Source organism: Paenibacillus sp. FSL M8-0142 (assembly GCF_038597315.1).
Lineage (GTDB): Bacteria > Bacillota > Bacilli > Paenibacillales > Paenibacillaceae > Paenibacillus_AQ > Paenibacillus_AQ lactis.
Window position 1 is genome coordinate 1173016 of record NZ_CP152008.1, and the last position, 22040, is coordinate 1195055.

Genomic DNA, 22040 nt, shown 5'->3' on the forward strand with positions numbered 1-22040 from the left:
ATTATTCCTGAGAGGAGGTGAGAAAAAAAATGCCATTCAAATTGAAAGACGCCAAAATTACGCACCTATCGCTCGTCGATAAAGGCGCGAACGGGGTTCCGTTCGCCATTATCAAGAATGCAGGGGAAAACGCGATTCAAAAACAAGTGCAGATTGCCAAAGTGGACGATACTAAACGGATCGTGATCGGGGTTGTGTATCAACCGGACACGCCGGATGCTCATGATGATCAGATGACTGCAGATGAAATTGAAAAGGCGGCTCATTTGTTCATGGAAAACCAGCATACTTACAACATCGATAAGCAACATGATTTGGAAGCTGACAAAGGTTATGTCGTCGAATCCTATATTGCCCCGTGTGATATGGAGATCGGTGATCAGGTGATTGTCAAAGGGTCATGGGTCGCTGGTGTTAAGGTGACGGACGATGAGACATGGGAATCCATCCAGAAAGGAGAGATCACCGGGTTTTCGATGTGGGGCGTAGGCAAGCGTGAAGAGATCCAGGAGGAAGAACAGGTATCCAAGGGCCTGCTAAATCGCATTGCAAAAGCTCTTGGACTGATTGAAAAAGGCGCTGTCGCTGACAAATACAATAAAAACAGAAAGAACCGTGAATTCTGGGCTGCTCAAGACGCTCTGAACGCGGTTCTTTTTCGTTGGGATTCATGGGAATCTGGGATGGAAACAGACCCGGAAATCATCCGCGAAGCCTTGCAGGATTTCGTTGAAATCGCCCAGGAGGTATTGGTGCAGGAAGACATTGTGAAGGCCATCGGCAAGCCGCCGGAGCAAATCACCAAGGCTGGAAAGAAAATTTCCGCAAGCAACTTGAAGCATATTGATGACGCCATTGCTACATTGACCGAACTGAAAAATAAGACGGCTCCTATAGAAGAGCCAGAGGAGGATGACGATTTGAAACCAGAAGAAATTGCAAAAGCTGTGCAGGCTGCCATCCAGCCGATCGTTAAGCAGGTTGAAGGATTGGCTGCCGATGTGACGGAACTGAAGAAACAGGAAGGCGAAGGAGCAGAACCTGCAGGGAGCACAGAGGGTGGGAGCGAAGCGCAGCCTGATGTTTTGGCAGACGCTATTGCAAAGGCGCTAGCCCCACTACAAGAGCAAATGACCACACTGGCCGCTGATGTGCAACTTGTTAAAAACAGTCGCGGTGGATCCGCACAGGGCGAGCCTGAAGACGACATTAAGAAGTCTGCCAATGGAGGCGTAAGCTTCAGCGGTTTGCTTTAATCAGTCCAAATTTGAAGGGAGATAAATAAGTATATGAAAACCAACGGACAAATCATTCAGAAATCGACCATCGTTACAACGATGGACCAGACGGCACTTAATTACGAACAGGTAGACGCCTTCATGGCGATGGCTTATGAATCTACGGAATTCCTCAAAGGAATCCGCACAATCACGCGGACGAGTGCCAAAGGCACCATTGATAAAATTGGGGTCACTGGCCGGAACCTGCGTGGTAAGGTAGAAAACAACATGGCCACCAATACAGTAGGACCAACGTTCCCCCAGGTGCCTTACGCTGTAGCCCCTGTCGTGCTGCCATTTGAAATCACAGAAGAGTTCATCCGTCAGACGCAGCGTGTCCGCGGTCAAAACGCTGAGGAAATCATCATGGCTGCTATGACGAAGAACTACGCGGACAACATGCAAGACCTTGGTTTCAATGGTGATACAGCTACACCAAATACTGACCCGGACTATGATTTCTTAAAGATCAATGACGGATGGTTGAAAAAAGCGAGGTCTAAAGGGAACGTTATCGACTGGGCCACACTTCCCGCTGAAAAAAAGGTGGGTATTTTCTTCGAACTGGAGAGATCCGTCCCGACACGTCTTCGTGCTGCTGGCGAATTTAAATATTTCATGCATCCCAATACGTTCAGTGAACGCCTGCAAAAGCTCGCCGAAAAAGACACCAGCGCATCCATCCAGTTGCAAATTATGGGCGGCGTGAAAAAAATCAACTCCTACGCTGTTGAGGAAGTGCCTCACATGCCAGAAGGCGCTGTGTTGTTTACCTACCATCAGAACTTTGTCCTGGTGAACACCTATGACATGCAGATCCGGAAGACCACGGAAGGTAAAGAAGCGATCTTTGCGGACAAACGATTCTATGCCATCCATTCGGATTATGATTCTATCTTCGAAGAGCCAGGAGCTGTTGGATTCGCGGAAGGGGTGACATTCTGATGCCATACATTACCTATCGGGGGGATAATGCATCCCTAATGCTTCACGGCATCCGGTTTCCTGTCAAAGTGCCGGTAATGGTCGAGAATGAATCGATTGTGAAAAAGCTACGTGAACGACCTGACTTTGAAGTCAACGAGGAAAAGGTCATACCTTTGGAGGATTTGACCGTGCCTCAACTCAAAGACAAAGCGAAGCTGGCGGGGATTGAAGGTTTTGCGGACATGAAGAAGCCCGAGTTGATTAAAGCTTTGAAAGGGAAACTCGCCCCGGTCGATAACGACCCGCCTGTCAACGGCCTGGGCACCAAAGAGGGAGCTGACGGTACGAATGCTGACAGCAACAATCCTCCAACAGCGTAGTCGTGTAGCTCCGATCCAGGAAGCCACAGCGGAACAACTGAAACAATATATTGATGACGCCCAGGTGCGCATTGAATTGTATCTGCCAATGCCTTTCCCGGAAGTCGTGGATCGGCAGCTCATGCTTGCCTGGGTTAAATTAGCTGAGGGGCTTGCCTTACAGGATAGCGAGGAATACCTGGCCGCTGTCGCTCGGAACTATGCTTCTGAGAGTGACGGGGCTTGGACCTATACTCGGCAGGCGATCGCCGGCAAAACCACGGGGAACCCGGACGTGGATGCTATCCTTTTCCTCTGGGTCAAGAAGCAGCAGGAAGGGCCGGATGAAGGTAACATCACGGCCTATTTGCTGTGAACCACCGCTTTAAAACGCCGCTTGCTGTGTACCGGGTGGGCAGCAAGCGGGATGGTGATGATCTATTCAGTGATCGCAAGTCGGGAAAGGTCGCGGATCTGAAGTGTTTTGTAATCAAGACAGAGACATCTGAAAAAACCGACTCCAAACCAGTGCTGTACATTGTCAAAAAGACCATTGGCGTACCCAAGGCATCCGACGTCCAGCTTGGTGACGAGGTGGTCCTGCTAGGTCGTCGTTATCTGGTCATTGACTCGATCCCGCGTCGTTACTGGCGCGAATTACTGGTCACATGCGAGGTGAAAGGCAATGACCGTTAATGATTTTGATGGACTGGTCCGCCGTTTCCGTAAGCTTGCCGACAAGGAAATGAAGCGGGTCCTTATGAATATCGCCGAAGCCCTGGGTGAAGCTTTGTTGAACCACGTCATTGACGAGATCGATCGTCAAGGCCTGATTGACACGGGCCTGATGTGGAACTCATTTACTCGAGGTGGAGAAGGGAACGTATGGGAATGGGATGTTGATCGGAACGCGATTACGCTTGAAGTCGGATCCAATCTTGGCACTGATTCAACCGATCAGAATGTATGGGGATATCCGCGACTGCTGAACGAAGGGTACACAATCCATAAGGCACACTTTGTGCCGGGATATTGGAACAGCGGCGGTTCGTTTGTATATGACCGCAATGCGAAGGGTGGATTTATGGCCAAACCGCGATCCTTCATCGGCAGGAGGTACTTTGATTTGGCGGTTGCAGAGTTTGAAGGCGGGATGAATCAATTGATTATTAAACGTTTGGAAATTGAACTGGAAAGGGTGCTGCGATGATGGATGCTGGTTTGAAAGCATGGGCTGAAATTGTGCGGCAGGTATACCCTGATCTTCCGATCCTGCGTGACCGGACACAGTGGCTTGCTGGAAGTTTCGAGCGGCCATCGGTGTTTATTGAGACGGATCTGGTGTCCGACAAGGTCCATACGCCGCGGGCTGACCGGATCATTGAGGATGTGGGACTGGTGTTCCACTTTGACAAGGAACGTATGACCGAGGAAGACGAGGGTGAGCCGATTCCCTTTGATCTGACCCCGTTCTTCACCTTTCTGCGAAAGCGAAGGTTCTGTTATTCGTCCCGACGTTTCGGCGTCGCCTTGGTTATCGAGCCACCTCGCACTCGACCGGAAAAAGACCGGATCGAGGTCACCTTCCGATATTCGTATCTGCTTTCGGTTCCAAGGGATCCGGTCCCGAAGATCAATGAATTCTACATTGCATATGGAAAGGAGCGTACACCTTGAGTACAAAACGAAAAGAAAAAGATGATTCCGCTGCTTCGGTCCATTTGGATTTAAACAAGCGGACCAAGCAAGAATGGATTGAGGGCGCAGCCGCCTTGAAGCACGAACGCTTTGAGGTGGCAGGCGCCCTTTTTAATTGCAAGCCAGATGAACTTCTATCTCAGCAAGATGTACAAAGCCGACTGGATGCCTACCTGCGTCCGGCGGCAAAGAAGGAGGAAACGCTGAATGTCAATTCAGAGAGTTAGACCAGGTGCGTATGTCGAGTTGATTGCTCTGGCCAAGGCCAGGGTTGCGCCGTCGATGGGTCGGGTGCTGGTCCCGTACCAGGCCGAATGGGGGGCGCCTAATTTTGCGGTGGATATGGCTGACACTTCCGAGCGCCTGAAAGAGAGCGGTCTGCAGGTTGATGTATTGGAGCTTGCCGCCGAAACGGGGGCAACGGTGGTCGGGTACCGGGTGACCAACGAACAGGAAAAAGCGGCGGCAGCGACTGTGGCCGACAGTTACACGATTGAGGCGCGTTACCCTGGGTTACGCGGAAACGATTTTGAGTATATGATCCGGACGAGTCTGGTCGATGCGACCAAAAAAGAGATCGTTGTACGGGATACCAAAGGAATCTATGACACGGAGACTTTTTTGGTGGCTGATAAACCATCCGCGGAAGAAGCGCTGAAAAAATCCAACATGGTCCGGTTCAAGGCATTGGGCGCTTTAGATATGGCTGACGTAAATTATACGCCGCTGACCGGGGGTGTTTCTGGTACCGGAACCATCACAGCTTCCGACTGGAGCCGTATATTTAACCGGGTGGATGGCCTGACGTTTGATGTGTTTTATCTGTCCGCAACCGATCCAGCCGTTCAAGCAGCTGCGAAACAGTGGTTGCTCGATCGACGGACTAAGGCCCGCAGACTGGCGCAGATGGTTGTAGCTGGCCCTGCTGCAGGTGATACGGACATCGAAAAGCATAACACTCGCAGCCGCGCAATGAATGCCCGTTATATTATCAATTGTTCCTTGGCTGGTACACATACCAACGGTAAAACCTATAATTCCGTGCAATGGGCTGCGTGGGTCGCAGGTCTGCTGGCTGGCACGCCTGCGAACAAGTCCTTCACAGGTGTTAAGGTGCCGATGACATTGGCAGCCGTCGATTGGAGCCATAGTGAAGTTATGAAGGGGCTGGCCGAAGGAACACTCATGGCCACGCGTGACGGGTATGACTACATCATTGAGTCGGCAGTCAATACGTTGACCACTATGGGAGCCGGCGAGCGGGAGGATTTCGGTAAGATTCGTGTATCTATGACGATCGACCAGATCCTCAACGACATTTATGGTGCGGCTAAAAAGCAAAAGGCGAAACTCGACAATGACAAAGATGGCCGGGGGATGTTCATTGCTTCCGTGTTGGAGTATTTGTCAATTCGCGCTGCTCAGAAGGCCATCGCATCGGAGTATACTTTCACGGAAGACCCTGATCAAGTGAGCGACTTTGACTATGCTTACTTTAAGCTGTACGCCAAACCGCTTGATGCGATCGAAGCATTCTATATCACATGGGAGGTGGCGTAATCGATGGAACGCGAACTGATTGGCCGGAATCTATCCGTCCAGGACGACAATGGGGATCCGATCCAAACGATTAAAGAGATCGAGGTCATCTTGCAACCTGAAACACTGGATGTGGTGCGTGCCCGAAAAATGGCAAAGACGAAACAGATCGTGGGTTACGAAATCCCGGTCAAGCTGGTCATGTCTAAGTTGGAATCACGCCTGCGCTATCGCTTGTTGGCCGATTTCAAGGCGGGCAAGACGATGTTCTTGGATCGCATCACTGGTGCGCTTGAGGATATGCAAACGGGTAACGTCGAGCGAGTTCTAATCACCGGCATCCATATCCATGGCAACATGGATATTATCGTGGCTCAAATCGATAGCAACAGCGGTATTGATATCACGTTAGAAGGTACCGCATCGGACTTCGAATTTGTTGAAGAATTTCCGGATTATATGGCTTAAGGGACGGGCAACCGTCCTTTTTTCTTTTCACCTAAAATCAATTTTTAAATAATGGAGGCACATACGATGAGCGACAAATTGCAGAAATACTTGGCACGAGGTAAAGGGAACAGTAAACCAGAAACCATCACAGTGGAAGCTGATGGAGAACAATGGTCTGTTCGTAAGCTGACGACTGTGGATGTGCGTCGGGCATATGAATTGGCTTACAACGATGATGGTACGGCCAAAGAGACCTACAATGACCTTGACGTCATGATTGTGAAGGCGACCGAGCATGATTTCGACTGGAACAACATCGAGCTGCTGAAGGCTTTCAACTGTGTTGAAAAATTTGAGCTGCCGCCGCGGCTTCTTTCGGATCCGGATGAGTACGGTAAGCTGAGTAAAGCAGTCAGAAATTTCAAAGAGACGAAGGAAGAACTGTTAAAAGAAGCAAAAAACTCATCCGGCGAGACGGAGAAGCAAGCTGGGTAGCGTCCTTTTGGATCAACCAGAAAAAACTGCCTGCCGAAGTCTTGCCTTATGATGTGGATCTGAATCGACAGTATCACTTTTGCTTGGCTGCATCCATGTTGGCCGAGGAAGAGTTAAAGAAACTCAATAGAAGCCGGGGGAGGGGGTGAACGACATGGCAACGGCCAAACGCATAACGGTGCCCATTGAAGCGCAGGATTTGGTGTCCGGTACGCTGCGTCGCATGCAGCGAGGATTTCAATCGACGCAAGATGATGTTTCAAGGTTGCGGCGAGCAGCGGGGGAGATGGGTCAAGACTTTATTACCAGTGCCCGCCGTGCGAGTGAATCAGCCCGCGATCTTGGGGCGCAGATCGGCAGAGCTACCGATGAAGCTCGTCAAATGGGGAGAACAGCGATCGGCGATTTGTTCAGCCGTGCGCGGGCGAGTGCAGAAAACTTCCGGCGGTCGGTATCCCGTGCCGACAGTGAAGTACGGTCCATGAGCGATGCTCGTGTAACGCTAAGGGCTGACGATCAAATCAGCCCACTCATTGACAACATATCTGCCAAAATCTCTGCCTTAGCAGCGTTGGGCGGGGGGATGGTGTTAGGCGGCGGGGTCTCGGATTCCCTCTTTGGAGGAGTAGGGGATTATTACACTGAAGCTGCTCGAGCTGCCCCTTACCTGTCAGCACAAGAGAGGGATCGAGCGCTTGTTGTTAATGATGAACTATATGCACAAGCGATCATTCCGGATCGTGCTACAGGAGCCAGAAGCCTTGCCGATTTAGCACCAATGGTTTCTGATAAATCACAGATAGGTGATGCTTTGTCATCATCGGCGAAGATTCAATACATCCGTCCTGATTCAAGTTCAGAAGAAATAAACCGCGCCTTGGTTCAAGCTAGTAATGCATTTAAAGAGGCACCGACTCAAATTGCGGATAGTATGATGTATGCTTATAAGAATGTTGGCGATCGACAGCAAGACTTGTTTGATACTTTTTGGGAATACAGTCCGTACTTTGCTAGTTCGGGAACCAGTTCAGCGCAAATGTCTAATTTCTTGACTAAAACGGTCCAAGAAGGGGCATTTAACTTTGATAAGCCAGGCGACTTTTTCAAAGAAGTCTTTGGTGTCAAAGCATTGAACAAGGACGATATGGTTAACTACTTTATCAGTCGAGGTTCAGGAAAAAATGATGCGCAGCGCCAAGCCGATGCTTTTACTGCAGATATTAACTCTGGTAATAGTCAACAGGCACAGGGGGCTGTTGCAGCATTGCTGGCCGATCTGGCAAGCCAGAATAGAAACGACCTGAAACAATCCCTCGTGTTACTGGGGTCAGCGACAGCGGAAGATAACTCCGATGCTATTCTTAAAACGTACGGAGCGGCATTCGAAAAGGCACCCGATATGACAGGTACCACTAACCGACTGCTCGAACAACAACAAGCTGCAGATCCGTTGGTCGAATACAGACAAACCCAAAATCAGATGAAGGCGCAACTTCAAGACATCGGCGGCACAATTATGCAGGCATCAATTCCTGCTATGCAAGAGTTCAACTCGCTGCTGGTTGAAAATAAGGACAGTATTGAGGCGTTTGGATCCGGAATTGCAACAGGGATCGAAAATGTAATAGGTTTCTATAAAGATCATACTGGAGCTATTAATACTGCACTATTGGGATTGGCCGGTGTTCTGGTCACCAAGGCGATTACCTCCTTCACTAAAGGAATTATGCAGCTAAACAGAGACTTGGTTGGGGCGGGAAAACGGATTTGGAGTATGACATCCACTGGAGGTAAGTGGGTATGGAACAAGCTTCCTACCAAACGTAAATTTGGCGGAGGCGGTTCCCCTTCAATCGAAGGACCTGAGCTCCAATCCGTGACAACGATGAATGTTAACGCTGGTCGCGTTTATATTACTGGCAATGTCGGTGGCGACGATGGAAGTCGTAGAAGAAGAGGGAGAAATCGCCGTCGGGGAAGGAATCGGACTGGCTCCATGCCAGACATCGATCGTCCACTACCTAGACAATCAAATGATGTCAAGCCGGCAAAAGGACGGACTCCTCGCGGAATCTCGTTGGGCGGTAGCGCCAAGGGATTAATGCGGGCGGGTGGTATTCTTGGTGCTGTTGGAGGAACAGCTATCGGCGCCTATGATCTATACACGGTAGCCAAGGAGGAAGGATTTAAAGAAGCCGTCGCTACCCGCGGCGGATCTGTTGTAGGTGGTGTTGCTGGGGGAGCGATAGGTGGCGTTGTTGGCTCCTTAGCTGGTCCAATCGGATCAATGCTTGGTGCGTCGGTGGGTAATTTTGTGGGTGAGAAGGTCGGGAATTGGTTTGATGACTCGGGTATCACCAGGAAAGTGGTGGATACCTTCTCGGACATTAGCTCAAACGTATCTACATGGGCCAGCAATACTGCCGATACCATTAAAGAAACCGTGGGATCTTGGACAAACACAGCGGCTGAATGGTTGGGAATTAAGAAGAAAGAGCCGCCTGAAGAACCGCGGCCTGAATCGAAACTCACCTTTACCGGAACTGCCGAGAACCAAGTCAAGGTAGAAGCTGCTTTGAGGAGCTTCTATCAAGACGTGGGTCAAAAAGGGATGAAAGAAGCCATTACGAATGTGGTGGATCAGTCTGGCGTGAAGACGGCTATGGACGGCCTCAAGTCCTCATTCTTGGACATTTGGGAACGTTCAAAAGCTAAGGCAGCGCAGGAAGAAATTAAGGGAGTTGGAGTTGAGGCGCAAAAGGCGGGAGAGAAAACCAAGAACCTTGCCCAAACTTCAAAGAGCAGCACCCAAGAAATTGTATCTGGAGCAAAAGACGCGAGCCAGAGTTTTTCCGGTGTAAGTTCTTCTGCTGGCAATGCAGCATCACAGACTAGGCAACATCTGATGTCGATCCAAAATGTAGTCAGCCAGGGCAGCAGCTGGGGGAGCAATTTAATATCTATGATGGCCGCTGGCATGCGCAATAAATTCCCGTCCCTGACATCTGTTGTTTCTCAAGCCGCGGGCGTCATTAAAAACTATCTGGGATTCAGTTCACCGACCAAAGAAGGGCCGGCTAGTAATTCGGACAAATGGGCCGTAAACTTTGTAAACATGTTTGCTGATGGACTGAACCCTGCAAAGATACGCGAGCGAATGAACCTAATCGCCGGGACCATGCAAGAAGGCGTGGATGGAATTGAGGGACCGGGTATGTCCGGAAGCAGCATTCCACTGCGGACAACCCCACTAGCAGAGCAAGGGGAAACCGGCTCTAAAACGGTGACTATCGGGAATATAACGATGGACTTTAGCGGGCTTGCAACAGGCGTTACCGATTTCCAATCGTTTGCTAAGGCTCTGACCAGCCCTGAAGGCCGTGCGCTCATCCGGCAAGTATTCGGCGAGGAATTGTACAAAGTACTGGAGACAGGGGGTTAAAACATGCTGGCTATGTCTCAAGGAGCGATCCGGCTAACTTTCCCAATCACCCCGGCCGAGATCCAGATCACAACCGGCAACAATGTTGATACGTTTAGTGTAATCACAGGTCAGGAACGAACAGGGAAACCCTCTGCCAAGCTGCAGAGGGTTTCTTTTTCGACGATTCTGCCTCGAGGATGGCGTGAACTGTGGGAGACAGACAAGAAGCAAACGGTCACTTATAAACGACCAGAGACGACATGGCAACTGCTAGAAAAGTGGAAACCGAAGCCCGTTGTGCTGAACTTTGAAGAATTGTTTTCTCAGACTATGTTGATCGAAAGCATGGACATTGTATATAAGGATGGCCAAGGCAATATCCACATTACGATGACACTGGTCGAGCATAAGCCTGTAAAAATCGTAACCTACAGCAATACTAAGCAGCTCCTGAAGCCTGGTGTAATCATCACCAAAGCTTCAAAAAGCAGACCGAACACAACAGCCAAGTCAGATAAAAAGAATAAAAAGAAATCAAGTGAAAAAAAGAAGAAAGCCGAAGCGAAGAAAAAAAGCAAGGCAGCCAAGGAAAACGCTGATAATGCAAAAGGAGCATTTGATTATACAGCACAAAGGAACAAAATTTCATCGGCTTTGGCCAAGCCGATGTAAGGAGGGGGATCATGGACAAGTTCGCAGTCATTTATGGCAAAAACGATGCCAGATCGGCCCTGACTCCCGCGGTAACAGACGTGTCTTGGTCATCTCAAAGGGATGAAATCGCTCGAAGCATGACCGTCCGACTGCGTGATATTCCAACGGTCAGTGTGGCCGGTATGCTGATGTGCTTTTCTCATAGAATAGGCAAGGATCTCCTTCATCACAAAAACCAATTCTTCCACGGTCCAATCATCAAATATGAAAAGGATGAATTCTCGGGAGTTTGGGAAATCGATGCTCGTGAAATTGGTTGGTACTTGGCCAAGAATAAAGGGACTCGGCCGTATTTGAAGGGTGAGGCAGGAGCTGAACTGCAGCGCTACATTAAAACTACGGGAGTAGACTTCCGCTGCCCCAATCTGGGGTTTAACCTGGACGAGAGGTACGGGACGATGGCTCATTCCGAAGTCATCTTGGATGTGCTGCAAAAAGCATATGAGCGTAGCGGCTACCGTTATCATGTGGATGCGATCCGTACGGATAAACACTTTTATCTGCAGGTGGTTCGAGAGGGTACGAACGAACGCGTGCCTATTTTCGTACCTGAACAAATGGAAGCCAGTACCGCTGGATACGACTTGGAAGATACGTACACGGTGGTCACCGCCCAGAAATATAAGGATGACAAGATCGTTTCTTCTGTTACGAAAACGAATACCGATGCACTCAAAACGTTTGGTCGCATGGAAGAAATCATCGAAGTGGAAGAAGATGAGAATCCAACCACAATAGCTACGCAGAGGGTTAAAGCCATGTCATCTGCGAAGCAGATCAAGAAAATAACGGTGCGTCATAATGACTACACGCTGGCGGGGCTGCGCGCTGGGTGGCTTGTATTAATTAAGACCACGGTGGTCACCAAATGGATCGTGGTGAGTGCCGATAGTAGCTGGCGAAACGGGATATTCACCGTCAAGTTGGTCTTGGAAAGAAGGGAAGCTTGATGCTGCTTGATGCAATTAAGCTGTTACAGAATAAGACGAAGGATCGCATCGATGCCCGTGATACGGAGCGAGCAACGCTCCTGAGCTGGCCTGCTGCAAAGATCGAAGTTGACGGTGACCCCTATCCTTACGAAGCTGGGAGCCTGGTTTTTGCGGATTACCTGCAGGAGCGTGAAATAGAAGTTATCTTTGAGGTAACGGAGCCAGAGACTTCGACGATGAAAGGGAAATTACTGATTCCCAGCCCTCTGAAGGCTGGCGATCGACTCATTGTTTCCCGGATGACCGGGCAGCGGTATTACGTTCTCGGAAAGGAGTGATAGCGGATGGACGAGGAAGAGACACTTTTCCCTGATATGGAGCTGGATGAAGTCGATGTGACCGATTTGGTGGACTCCATTCCTTCCGGAACCAAATGGACCTATAAAATAGACTACCGCACCCGCAGGGCTGTACTGGACGAGTTCGGGCGACCTGTACGTACCGAAAGCTATGAGGAGTTCCTTGTAGAGACGGCGATGAAGATCCTTAGTACTGAACGGTTTCAGTATGTGGTTTATGGTTCGGATATAGGTGTCGAAAAATCAGAATGGCCAGGTTGGGAAGATCACGAAATCATCCGTGACATCGAAGAGGCACTAACGGCTCATCCAGAGATCGAGGAGGCCGAGGTAAAATCGATGACCCGCGTTGATCGCGGAATGGAATTAACTGTCCTCATCACAGGTCTGGTTGGCAGCGCTGAACTAAATGAGGTGATCGAGATATGAGCTTAACGATTAATGATTTGCCGAAATTCCCGAGTATGCCCGTACTCGAGGAAACACCCGATATGATCTATCAACGTTGGGTCAATCGTGTGATTGCGCTGGCTAATGAGCGGGGATTACCGCCGCCGCCAGTAGGGGAAGGGGAGTTTTTTTATGATATGTGGTACCCAATCGCTCAGGAGCTTGCCGAGCAGCAAGAGTTATGGGGGTATGGCGTGCTGCAGGCCACACCCATCTGGGCAGATGATGAGTTTTTGGACGCTCACGGGTGGGCTGACGGGATCCCGCGCAAAGAAGGTGAATCGAACGATGATTATCGGCTGCGGATTCTAGATCGAGCGTTTAGCGAAGAGGGGAGCGGTCGCCGCAAAGATTACGAGAACTGGGCCAAAGAGATTCAGGGCGTGGGCAATGCCGTTGCCCGTGAAAAGGAACGTCATGACAATTCAATCGATCTATACTTGACGGATATGTCCGGTCAGCCGATTACACCAGAGTTTGCTGAGCAGGTCAAGGAGCTGATGTGGGAGGATTACCGCATTGCCGGGCATGATCTGGCCGTGCATCCGGCACCGGTATTTGTTGTCAGCGTGAAAGCTACGCTGGAAACAGCTGAGGACCTTCAAAAGTTGGCTGAGTTGATCCGGCAGCGTGTGATCAGTTACGCAAACGGTCGCAGTAAGCTGTTATATAACTATATTGCTGCTCTCCTACTGGTGCCGGGCGTCGAGAACTACAGCGCCTTTACGCTCAATGATGGCCATCAGGATGTGGACATCCCTCCTGTATCGATTCTGCAGGTTGAGGTGATCCTTTCATGATTCCTATTCGGTACCGGGAAGTGTTGCCGCCCTATTGGTATGAAAACGAGGTGGCGGGGTGGCACTTTTGCGTTATGGAGGAAGAGATCGATTCGCGTGAAAAGAAGATGGATGATCTGGTCGACCAGTTCTTGCTGAAGCGTGCGACATGGGGGCTTGGGCTTTGGGAGTGGATCTACTTTCGTGCGGAACAGGTTGGTACGATTGAGCAGAGGCGGGAGGCAATCCGCCGGAAACGGTTGGCCAAGAAGCCATTCAAATTGTCGATTCTCCGGCAGTTGGGTGCTCAATACGGAAAACTACTAGATGTGAAAGAAAAATTTCTGGACAAGGAGATTCACTTTGAATATGATACCAGCTCCCCGATCAGCCTCGAGGGGCTATTTGGTGATTTCGAATATATCCGCCCGGTTCACATCAATCGAGCAGTCCCTATTGCCAAGGCGCCTGCATCAACGATCACATTGAGTGCCAAGGCTTACAAGTACAACATCGATTTTCCGATCTGCGGCCTAGAGATGCCTATGGAGCCAGGGACGAGCGGTACAATAGCAGCCCAGCACATAACCATTGGTGCGGCGACGACACGTGCCAGCATCGACAGCCCGATCACTGGTTTTGAAATACCTATGCAAGGAGGGATGCCGTGATGGCAGATATAATTCAACCACTACTGCTAGATTACGTGGTCAACGATGTAGATTCGCACTTTGATCACGCGTTGGTCAACGTGAGCGGACAACTTGTTCGATACCCGATCCACAATACTGTTATTTCAGGGAGAAGCGTCCGGAAATACGTATTCTTAAGTGACACAGATCTGATTGGAAAGCAGATCCTTGGAGCGTCTTTGATGGATGATCAAGGTAGAACACTTGCTAACCAAAGCATGAACATCGTGAAAAATAATCGGGGGTTCCTTATCGGATTTGAATTTACCGTGAAACTGGAGGTGAAACCAATTGTATAACAAACAGGTGTGGAAAGATGAGATTCCGGATCTTGCTCGCCCTATCTTAGACGGATCGGGGAAACAGAAGACGGATCCGCAGACGGGCCGGCCGTTGTTTGAACTTGTTCAGGAAGGAACTCGAATTACGTCCACTCGCCTTAATACGATGGAAGGCGGAATCGAAGCGGCTCATACGTTGGTCGAACAGCTAGCCAAGGAGTTGGGCGGCAATTTTGTTGCCGTAATCAATGGGGTTATGGGTCTGCAGTGTAGTGCGCAAGGACTGACGGTCACTTGGACCGCTGGGGTGGCTTATGTCGGCGGCCGACGGTTTGAAGTATCTGCCGGCAATATGCCTCTCAATCCAACTCAAGGGCAGTATTTGTATGTAGACACAGATGGGATCGTCAAAAAGACAACATCTCAGGCAACAGCCAAAGCAGGGGTGTTGCTTTTTTATGTAGCGACGGATAGCAGTGGCGTCATATCTTCAATGGACCAACGCCTGAATATCAGTATGGAAGAGATCCTCAAAAAGATTGATTCTACAGCAACAACAGCTGCGCTAGATGCAACTGCTAAAGCTGAAGCTGCCCGAGTTTCGGCCAAAACGTATACGGACGATCAAGTGAAGGGAATTGCGGATAAGCTGGACACAGTTAAGCGCCAAGACGTCGTTCTAAACGCTGGGATGCAGATCCTCAACGCACAGCGACGCGCGGCTTTCTCTCTAAGCGGAATCAAGGGGCGGACGTTGGTTAACCTGTTGGGACGGGATGGGGCTTTTGAAAATGTTAATCCGTGGACGGCTTATTCAGTCAAGGGAGCGCCTACAGTCGTGAATAACGAGATTACTGTTATCGGCTCGGGTGAAGCCACAAACCCACAAATTAGCCGAAATTTAAGAGCGGCCCCAGCCCCCAAAGTAGGAGACAAGATGTTTATTCGGGCTATTGCAAAGACGAAAAACGCCTGTGAAAGCCTGAGAGCTTACTTATACATCAGTTCGCCAGTAAGCACAAGACACGGGGAAATCATCGTAAGTTCCCCAACGGTGGATAAACCGTACGCCCTTTATAAGAGCTTTACGGTTACGCAGCAACTCGTCGATAACTGGGGAACAACTGGCTTTATACTTGCGGCACAGCATGCCAGCGCTGCAGCTGCTAAGGATACGGTAGCTGTATACTCACAAGCTGCCCTATATGCTGTGGCGACACAGGATCTCGGATTGACAGATGACGAGTTAGCGGCAAAGTACACGTATGTTAATAGCCTACAGCCTGTACGTAATCCGTATGCGATCCGGTACGGGGAGAATCTCGCGCAAGATTATCCTGAAGCGAAAATTAATTTCGATCCCGCCACCGCAATAACACCTTTTACAGTTATTGGAACTTATGAAGTGAAATTCTCAGGTGAATCCGTATCTACTAATGTGGATAAAGGGGTATATTTTGATATCTCAACTATTCCTGGTCAGACTTACACAGCAGCAGTAGATACATTAGCAGATAATGGGTTTATACGCTTCGAGTATTGGAAAGATCGTAATTCGATAGGACCAAGTTTGTGGGTGAAAGACCCTGACTTCTTTCCCTCGAATGCTCCTGCTACTGCAACTGTTCCCCCTGATTGTACGTATATGCGTGTTTACTATACAAACCAAACAACACTTACTTACAATAGCGGAAAGCTTGTCAATGAGTCATTAATTGGCGGTAACTACCATTTCAAAAATTGGCGTCTGTTCCCTGGACCATCCGATTTAGGTTTTAAACCACGCGAAGATTCTATGCTCGCGCTTCAAACGGACTTATACGCCGACCCACTGACGGGTGCGAATGCTGACGAAGTGTTTGAAAAGGAAGGACAATATTTCAAGCTGGCGAAGTGGAAAAAGCAGGTTCTGGATGGTTCAGTGGATTGGCGGCTAAACCCTCAGCCAAGGAGTGGATACAAAGAAGTTTATGTACCAGGGTTGATGGCAGAAGCAATTAAAGGTGGGGGCTTTGCTTCTAAATTTGATGGAAAAATCTTAACTGCCTTAAACGTAGGAGCAGCGACAACAGAAGGAGATCAATTTTTAATTAACAGCGATAATGCCTTTGTTTTGGCGATTTCCAATACTGACAGCGGATGGGGCGACAACTACACGCCGACAGCCGACGAGATTAAGGCGTATTTTATGGGATACAAGATGTATCCTGCTGGCGGAAGTGGTAGCGCTATTTACACGGGTTCGGGAACAAAAGCGTGGGTATACCGTACGCCTTCGGGTTTAGACGGCTGGCAGGATGTTGGAACTACATTACCAACAAGTTCTGCTCCTATCAACGCATATTGGCAACCATATCAGCTCGTATACCAACTCGCAACGCCAACGGTCGAGCCTATCGTATCCGAAGGCATGCTGACGTTTAATGAGGGAGATAATCAGATCGAGGTTGGGACGGGACTTGTAGTTCGGGAGGCGATAAGGCTGTATGACGGTGAACAGCCGGGATACGGGGCTTACTACTATACGAATCATGCGACAATAGGGGGTGGGTCGAAGTGGAAATATAAGCCGATGAAGGTCTTAGCGTTTTATCGAAACAGTTTAGCGGACGGTAGTTTTGATCCGCCGCCGACTGGTTCCGATCCGTGGTACCGTATTAAGAAAAGTCTATACGACTCATCAGTAACCTATTCCGTCACGTACCTTATGCTGGACAATTCACCAATAGTACCATTCACCGGATCGTACGCAATCAATGAAAAGGCGATGCTCCAGGAGTTGACTGAAACCGTGCAGCAGAATGCGACCGCTGTTTCCGTGCTGATGAATAAAAAGGCGGATAAAGATCAAACCATTGTCTGGATTACGCCGACATTGCTTAATGGGTGGACATCCTTTGGAAGCAATACAGTCCAATACGGCAAAGATGCTATTGGGAATGTGCATATCCAAGGTATGGCTGGCGGTGGAGCTGGCGAGCAGCCTATGTTTATACTTCCAGTAGGATTCCGGCCTAAGAGAACACGGCAATGCGTATCAATCGCAGTTAAGGATGGGGTCGTTTCAGCCCCAACTTACGAAATAGCAGCTGATGGCAAAGTCATCCCTTACGGTACGATTGCTCCAACTTGGATGACTCTTGATACAATAACACCATTTCCAGCCGAACGGTAAAGGAGGATCACATGAAAGCAGTACCTAAAGTGAATACAGACGGCCTCTATTTAGAGGATACGTTAGTGGACGATGCCTTTTCCGGTGTCGTCCCTTTTTATGCGGAGCCTGAGCTGCCGATCGATCCGGGCCAGCAAGAGCCGGAGGCCCAGCCGGAAGACGTGCAACCGGGAGAAGTGCCTGAGCTGGAGCCCGTTATAGCGGGGTATATCGTCAGTATCCCGATTATTCCAGGATTGTACCGTCCTCGCTTCGATATCGTAGCGTGGGAGGCATATCAGAGCGCCGTTACGTCTGCCGAAGATGCGTATAACGCCGCATACGCTGAATGGTCGAAGCTGCCAGAAGAGGAGCGAGGGGATCCGCCTATATACGTCGCTCCGGAACAACCGACGCTTTGGATCGAAGGGTTAACGACGGAAGAAATCGAGGAGATCACGCGACCGCAGCCGCAGGAGCCGACCGAGATTGATCTATTGAAAGAACGCCTGGCTGCAGCTGAAGCTCGGAATGAACAACTAGCCGAGGAAAGCACAGTCAACCAGCTAGCCTTGATGGAACTGCACATGATGATTCTAGCGTTGCAAGAGGGGAGTGGGCCAACATGATTACGGTGTATGTCAAGATGATTCAAAAAGGCGTTATTGAGCTGAAGGATGTTCCCGAAGCATGTCGGGAGGATGTTAGCCATGCATTGGAAGCATAGGCTGGCTGGACTGTTTATTCAGTTGTCTGTATCTCTTGCGAAAGGAGGTGAAACGATGCTAGCTGTATACGTGATGATGATCCATAAAGGCGTAATCCAGCTGAACGACGTTCCTCTCCAGAGCCGTGAGAAGGTGCGTGAAGTGCTGGAACTCGGCGGAATGGACGTGAATGGGAATATCGTGTAACTGCATGCCCCTGGGTGGTCCGGGGGCATCTTGTTATTTAACAGGAAAGGAGCGAGTATATGAATTCAGGGGAAATTGAGGGTTGGGCTAAACTAGCGGATAAATACGGCGTTGCTCTCATTTTGGCCATCGTCTTAATGGTGGTACTGCTTTATATCGTCCGGATGCTGGTCCGGGGGGATCTGGTCCCGAGGCATTTGCTGGACCGAGCTGAAGAGGACAGGGACCGGTTGCAGGAGGTCCTGGACAAGGAAAGGGCTGCATTTATGTCGCCGACACTGGAGGTATTGCAGAAACTCAAAATTGACCACACCGAGGGCAGGGGGGGATGAACATGCTAAACAAGCTGATTCAACGTCTCTTTACCCCTCGGCAAAAAGAAATAGAAATACACCGTGCATCGAATCGGGTAGCGGTATCCATTGACAGATACAAAAATATGTCAAAGGAAATTCAGGATGAAATCGAACGCAACCGATTTGCGCGTTATTTAGTTTACGACAAGGGGGAGGGTAGCCATGTCAAACATGGAGCTCATTAATCTAATCTTGATTACGCTCTATATCATTTCGATAGCGGCGTCACTCTATATTATTCATGCTCATAAGGCTTACTTTAATGAGCGGTTCAAGGCGGGCGTGGTCAGCGTGTTTATGCTGGCGATGCTCTTTTTTTTGATCGCGTATACATTCAAAATGTTCATCGTCCTTCTGATACGCGCGGCAGCTGCTTTTGGGTTTGGTAGCGCCGAGTTGGATGTTTGGCTGCAATACGGTTGGACGCTTTCACAGGTCGGTACTACGGCCGGACTGGCCTCGCTCGCCTGGCTTACCTGGAATAAACGATATGACCTGTTTTTGATCTTGCGTAAGGCAGATAGAGAACCAGAAAAATAAACCTTGAGAGGGGAATTACTTAATCATGGATTGGGAGCAAGTTTTTCAATTGATTGACCCGCGCTTGTTTGCTGTCGTTGTCGTTTGTTGGATTCTTGGAGGTATTCTCAAAACAACCCCGCTGGTGCCTAATTGGTCCATTGTTTACATTGTGGTAATCGTTGCTGTCATTATGACCAGCTTTATCATTGGTTGGGGCGTCGAAGCTGTTATTCAGGGCGTACTTGCTGGAGCCTTTGCCGTGCTTGGGCATCAATTTATTAAACAAACTGCAAAGGCAGCAGGTGGATCTAATGAGTAGCAAACAGGCATTCATACAGAAGATCGCTATCTTTGCCGCTGCTGATATGAAGAACACTTTTATTCCGGCATCTTTGATCATAGCCCAGGCTGCGCTTGAGAGCGCCTGGGGGACATCCGGGCTTACAAAGAAAGGGAACAATCTCTTTGGGATCAAGGGCAGGGGGCCAGCCGGCAGCTGCACGATGCCAACAACCGAATATGTAAATGGAAAGCCGATCAAAGTAGACGCCGCCTTCCGTGCTTATAACAATTGGGGCGAGTCCATCGCCGACCATACCAAGCTGATCCTGAACGGGGTTAGCTGGGACCGAAACAAATACAAGAAGGTTATCGGGGTGGACGGTAAGACGGCCGCGAGGGAGATCCAGGAGGCGGGCTACGCTACGGATCCGAAGTATGCGGATAAGCTGATCGCCATTATGGATGAGTACAACCTGTATCAATACGACATCGTGAAAGGAGGATCGGAGCCAGTGAAGGAGACAAAGGAACGAGATATCAACGTGGTCAGTCCCTGGGCCGCTGCAGCTTGGGAAGAAATGAAGAAGAATGGTTATGTGGACGGCAGCCGGCCGGGTGCGGCAATCACGAGGGAAGAAACGGCGGTCATTTTTAACCGGATGCGCAAGAACTTCCTGCAGTTGATCGCTGGTAACAGTGAGCATCTGGCCGATCTGGAAAAAAGACTGCAGAAGATTGAAACAGAAAAATAATGTATAAGTGTGGGGCAAAACGCCTATAATTTGTGGTGAGTTGATGTACCTTTCCCCAGGGCATCTACTCTTCCTCCTCTGTTCAAGAGTTAGGATCGATCTCGTATTCGATTTCGAGATCGATCCCTATTCATGCATAAATATCGTCAATGATGATAATTATAATATTGCTCCCATTGTATGAGGAGACCACCAAGACCCTGCTGGCTATTCGCTGGCAGGGTCTTTTTGTTGTGTTGCATGTAATTAGCCGAGAGTAAATGTTAATAAAAAGTTGGAATGGGTAATAAAATATCAGGTTAATCGTATAGATAATTATAACTGAACTTAACCTTCTATTTTAAAAAATAAGTCTTTACTTTAGTCCCAAATGGCATTATTATACAAAGGAATTCTGAATAGTGGTTAAAATGCATTGTTCTTAGAAAGACTGTTGCTAATACCAAATTTGAGTTCGTGATTTAAATCATGTATCATGGGCATAAGAAAACAACTATAATAAATAATTTCTGGAGGAAGACTTATGAATATTAGAGAATGGTTCGGATGCTCTGTTCAGTATGATCCGTCGACAAACTTTAATCAGAGTTTAGACGATCTATTGAAGCTTTACGCAGACGCCCTTACTCGATATCTCAAAATTGATTCTGCTCCTGATGTACAAGGTTTAATAATCGAAGCATCGGGGAACCAATTGACGAGAGGACAAATGTTGTTTCTAGATTGGTTTGAATCAAAAGGGCTTCCATCAGTTCAATCACTTGCTAACATAACCGAAGTAGCTAATGAGCAAACTGCAGTTGCTGAAATTAGCTATGAAGCTTATATCTTGAAAGAAGAAATGGACTTCGATTATCCAGAAGACGTTAGATCTAGTTTGATTACTATTTCTAATGAACTTCAATCAACAATTAATGAAGTCTCCATAACAATTGAAGAACCATCTATGTGGGAAAGTTTCATAGTCAAGGAAAATCCCTTATTTAAATGGGTTTACGAAGTTGAAGGTATAACTGAATCCATTTCAATAAATTATAAATTGACTGATATCGAAACTACCTATAGTCTTGAGTTGGAGAATATAATACACGATAAGAAGAAGATACCTATTAAGGAACCTGCAATTATGCAGGTTTCTTTTTTTTGTCTTGAAGTATAAATAATAAATTGATAAAGTCAATGTAAAAAGAGTAGGCAAAATATGCCACAGAATATGGGGATGAATTAAATGGAAGAAGTATGGAATTATTATCGATTGATACGGTTTAATATTCAACTTGAAGAGGTAGAGTTACTTAAAATGGAGTGTGAAAAGTTTGATGTTCTGAATATAACTGATGAGCCAGTACCTTTAAAACTTAATTTAGAGGTTAGAAGCTCGTTAAAAAATGATAGTTTTGTAGAGGTTTTTTTAAGAGTTACTATTGATTTTGATGAAAACAAACCCTTTTTTGTAAGGGTTGTTTATAAGGGTGTATTTTCCCAGAATGGTACACTGAATGAAGAGGATTTTAGATCTCAAGCAGAAGACCAAGCGGTTCCCCTTCTCCTCCCTTATGTAAGAGAATATGTCTCGGATGCTATTTCACGGATGGGATATTCCCCATACTATTTGCCTACTATGGATGTATTGCAATCTCTGTCAAATAACAAGCAAAATTCGCAAAATGAGGAGTGATCC

At 48.4% G+C, this 22040-nt stretch carries 30 protein-coding genes; all 30 read left to right on the forward strand.

Annotated features, from left to right (window positions below; all coding sequences use genetic code 11):
* Positions 1 to 29: 29 nt before the first annotated feature.
* The 30 genes from NSQ46_RS05475 to NSQ46_RS05620 all read left to right on the forward strand — a co-directional run bounded on the left by NSQ46_RS05475 (position 30) and on the right by NSQ46_RS05620 (position 22037).
* Complete coding sequence (locus NSQ46_RS05475) at positions 30 to 1256, forward strand: XkdF-like putative serine protease domain-containing protein (protein WP_342576433.1); 1227 nt, start codon at positions 30 to 32, stop codon at positions 1254 to 1256.
* A gap of 33 nt (positions 1257 to 1289) precedes the next feature.
* Complete coding sequence (locus tag NSQ46_RS05480; protein ID WP_342576434.1) at positions 1290 to 2225, forward strand: major capsid protein; 936 nt, start codon at positions 1290 to 1292, stop codon at positions 2223 to 2225.
* 38 nt (positions 2226 to 2263) lie between these two features.
* Complete coding sequence (locus NSQ46_RS05485) at positions 2264 to 2587, forward strand: Rho termination factor N-terminal domain-containing protein (protein ID WP_342576435.1); 324 nt, start codon at positions 2264 to 2266, stop codon at positions 2585 to 2587.
* The gene (locus tag NSQ46_RS05490; protein ID WP_277746941.1) at positions 2556 to 2942 is read left to right on the forward strand and encodes a hypothetical protein; all 387 of its coding nucleotides are present in this window, start codon (positions 2556 to 2558) and stop codon (positions 2940 to 2942) included. The genes NSQ46_RS05485 and NSQ46_RS05490 overlap by 32 nt, the downstream gene beginning before the upstream one ends.
* A complete protein-coding gene (locus NSQ46_RS05495) occupies positions 2939 to 3262 on the forward strand; it encodes a hypothetical protein (protein ID WP_342576436.1) in 324 nt (107 codons plus the stop codon). The genes NSQ46_RS05490 and NSQ46_RS05495 overlap by 4 nt, the downstream gene beginning before the upstream one ends.
* Positions 3252 to 3776 carry an HK97 gp10 family phage protein gene (locus NSQ46_RS05500; protein WP_342576437.1) on the forward strand — a complete coding sequence of 175 codons (525 nt, stop codon included), beginning with the start codon at positions 3252 to 3254 and terminating at the stop codon, positions 3774 to 3776. The genes NSQ46_RS05495 and NSQ46_RS05500 overlap by 11 nt, the downstream gene beginning before the upstream one ends.
* On the forward strand, positions 3773 to 4243 hold the full coding sequence (locus tag NSQ46_RS05505) for a hypothetical protein (protein ID WP_342576438.1): 471 nt from the start codon (positions 3773 to 3775) through the stop codon (positions 4241 to 4243). The genes NSQ46_RS05500 and NSQ46_RS05505 overlap by 4 nt, the downstream gene beginning before the upstream one ends.
* Positions 4240 to 4491 carry a hypothetical protein gene (locus tag NSQ46_RS05510; RefSeq protein WP_277746937.1) on the forward strand — a complete coding sequence of 84 codons (252 nt, stop codon included), beginning with the start codon at positions 4240 to 4242 and terminating at the stop codon, positions 4489 to 4491. Before NSQ46_RS05505 ends, NSQ46_RS05510 begins: the two co-directional genes overlap by 4 nt.
* Complete coding sequence (locus tag NSQ46_RS05515; RefSeq protein WP_342576439.1) at positions 4472 to 5824, forward strand: phage tail sheath subtilisin-like domain-containing protein; 1353 nt, start codon at positions 4472 to 4474, stop codon at positions 5822 to 5824. Before NSQ46_RS05510 ends, NSQ46_RS05515 begins: the two co-directional genes overlap by 20 nt.
* A 3-nt stretch (positions 5825 to 5827) precedes the next feature.
* Entirely contained in the window at positions 5828 to 6271 is a 444-nt protein-coding gene (locus NSQ46_RS05520) for a phage tail tube protein (RefSeq protein ID WP_277746935.1), read from the forward strand.
* Between the two features lie 66 nt (positions 6272 to 6337).
* Positions 6338 to 6748: a hypothetical protein gene (locus NSQ46_RS05525; protein WP_277746934.1), complete on the forward strand. Its 411-nt coding sequence runs from the start codon at positions 6338 to 6340 to the stop codon at positions 6746 to 6748.
* Positions 6749 to 6902: 154 nt separating this feature from the next.
* Complete coding sequence (locus NSQ46_RS05530; protein ID WP_342576440.1) at positions 6903 to 10190, forward strand: tail tape measure protein; 3288 nt, start codon at positions 6903 to 6905, stop codon at positions 10188 to 10190.
* A 3-nt stretch (positions 10191 to 10193) separates the two neighbouring features.
* Positions 10194 to 10844, forward strand: a complete 651-nt coding sequence (locus tag NSQ46_RS05535) for a hypothetical protein (protein WP_342576441.1) — start codon at positions 10194 to 10196, stop codon at positions 10842 to 10844.
* An 11-nt stretch (positions 10845 to 10855) separates the two neighbouring features.
* Positions 10856 to 11836, forward strand: coding sequence for a hypothetical protein (locus NSQ46_RS05540; protein WP_342576442.1), 981 nt, complete (start codon positions 10856 to 10858; stop codon positions 11834 to 11836).
* Complete coding sequence (locus tag NSQ46_RS05545) at positions 11836 to 12156, forward strand: DUF2577 family protein (protein WP_342576976.1); 321 nt, start codon at positions 11836 to 11838, stop codon at positions 12154 to 12156. The genes NSQ46_RS05540 and NSQ46_RS05545 overlap by 1 nt, the downstream gene beginning before the upstream one ends.
* Positions 12157 to 12162: 6 nt before the next feature.
* Positions 12163 to 12606, forward strand: a complete 444-nt coding sequence (locus NSQ46_RS05550; protein ID WP_342576443.1) for a DUF2634 domain-containing protein — start codon at positions 12163 to 12165, stop codon at positions 12604 to 12606.
* Positions 12603 to 13427 carry a baseplate J/gp47 family protein gene (locus tag NSQ46_RS05555; protein ID WP_277746928.1) on the forward strand — a complete coding sequence of 275 codons (825 nt, stop codon included), beginning with the start codon at positions 12603 to 12605 and terminating at the stop codon, positions 13425 to 13427. The genes NSQ46_RS05550 and NSQ46_RS05555 overlap by 4 nt, the downstream gene beginning before the upstream one ends.
* Positions 13424 to 14077: a putative phage tail protein gene (locus NSQ46_RS05560; protein WP_277746927.1), complete on the forward strand. Its 654-nt coding sequence runs from the start codon at positions 13424 to 13426 to the stop codon at positions 14075 to 14077. Before NSQ46_RS05555 ends, NSQ46_RS05560 begins: the two co-directional genes overlap by 4 nt.
* On the forward strand, positions 14077 to 14397 hold the full coding sequence (locus tag NSQ46_RS05565; RefSeq protein WP_277746926.1) for a hypothetical protein: 321 nt from the start codon (positions 14077 to 14079) through the stop codon (positions 14395 to 14397). The genes NSQ46_RS05560 and NSQ46_RS05565 overlap by 1 nt, the downstream gene beginning before the upstream one ends.
* The gene (locus NSQ46_RS05570; RefSeq protein WP_342576444.1) at positions 14390 to 17554 is read left to right on the forward strand and encodes a hypothetical protein; all 3165 of its coding nucleotides are present in this window, start codon (positions 14390 to 14392) and stop codon (positions 17552 to 17554) included. Before NSQ46_RS05565 ends, NSQ46_RS05570 begins: the two co-directional genes overlap by 8 nt.
* Before the next feature lie 11 nt (positions 17555 to 17565).
* Complete coding sequence (locus NSQ46_RS05575; protein ID WP_342576445.1) at positions 17566 to 18162, forward strand: hypothetical protein; 597 nt, start codon at positions 17566 to 17568, stop codon at positions 18160 to 18162.
* Positions 18159 to 18260: a CD1375 family protein gene (locus NSQ46_RS05580; RefSeq protein ID WP_342576446.1), complete on the forward strand. Its 102-nt coding sequence runs from the start codon at positions 18159 to 18161 to the stop codon at positions 18258 to 18260. Before NSQ46_RS05575 ends, NSQ46_RS05580 begins: the two co-directional genes overlap by 4 nt.
* Before the next feature lie 55 nt (positions 18261 to 18315).
* Positions 18316 to 18447 (forward strand): hypothetical protein, encoded by a 132-nt coding sequence (locus NSQ46_RS05585; protein ID WP_342576447.1) that lies wholly within the window; start codon positions 18316 to 18318, stop codon positions 18445 to 18447.
* A 59-nt stretch (positions 18448 to 18506) separates the two neighbouring features.
* Positions 18507 to 18779, forward strand: coding sequence for a hypothetical protein (locus NSQ46_RS05590; protein WP_148247755.1), 273 nt, complete (start codon positions 18507 to 18509; stop codon positions 18777 to 18779).
* A 2-nt stretch (positions 18780 to 18781) separates the two neighbouring features.
* A complete protein-coding gene (locus tag NSQ46_RS05595; protein ID WP_148247754.1) occupies positions 18782 to 18988 on the forward strand; it encodes a hypothetical protein in 207 nt (68 codons plus the stop codon).
* Positions 18966 to 19343 carry a hypothetical protein gene (locus NSQ46_RS05600; protein WP_342576448.1) on the forward strand — a complete coding sequence of 126 codons (378 nt, stop codon included), beginning with the start codon at positions 18966 to 18968 and terminating at the stop codon, positions 19341 to 19343. Before NSQ46_RS05595 ends, NSQ46_RS05600 begins: the two co-directional genes overlap by 23 nt.
* 25 nt (positions 19344 to 19368) lie before the next feature.
* Positions 19369 to 19644, forward strand: a complete 276-nt coding sequence (locus NSQ46_RS05605; protein ID WP_342576449.1) for a phage holin family protein — start codon at positions 19369 to 19371, stop codon at positions 19642 to 19644.
* Positions 19637 to 20359 carry a glycoside hydrolase family 73 protein gene (locus NSQ46_RS05610; RefSeq protein WP_342576450.1) on the forward strand — a complete coding sequence of 241 codons (723 nt, stop codon included), beginning with the start codon at positions 19637 to 19639 and terminating at the stop codon, positions 20357 to 20359. The genes NSQ46_RS05605 and NSQ46_RS05610 overlap by 8 nt, the downstream gene beginning before the upstream one ends.
* Positions 20360 to 20882: 523 nt before the next feature.
* On the forward strand, positions 20883 to 21518 hold the full coding sequence (locus tag NSQ46_RS05615) for a hypothetical protein (RefSeq protein ID WP_342576451.1): 636 nt from the start codon (positions 20883 to 20885) through the stop codon (positions 21516 to 21518).
* A gap of 69 nt (positions 21519 to 21587) precedes the next feature.
* Entirely contained in the window at positions 21588 to 22037 is a 450-nt protein-coding gene (locus NSQ46_RS05620) for a protein-export chaperone SecB (RefSeq protein ID WP_342576452.1), read from the forward strand.
* Positions 22038 to 22040: the final 3 nt, after the last annotated feature.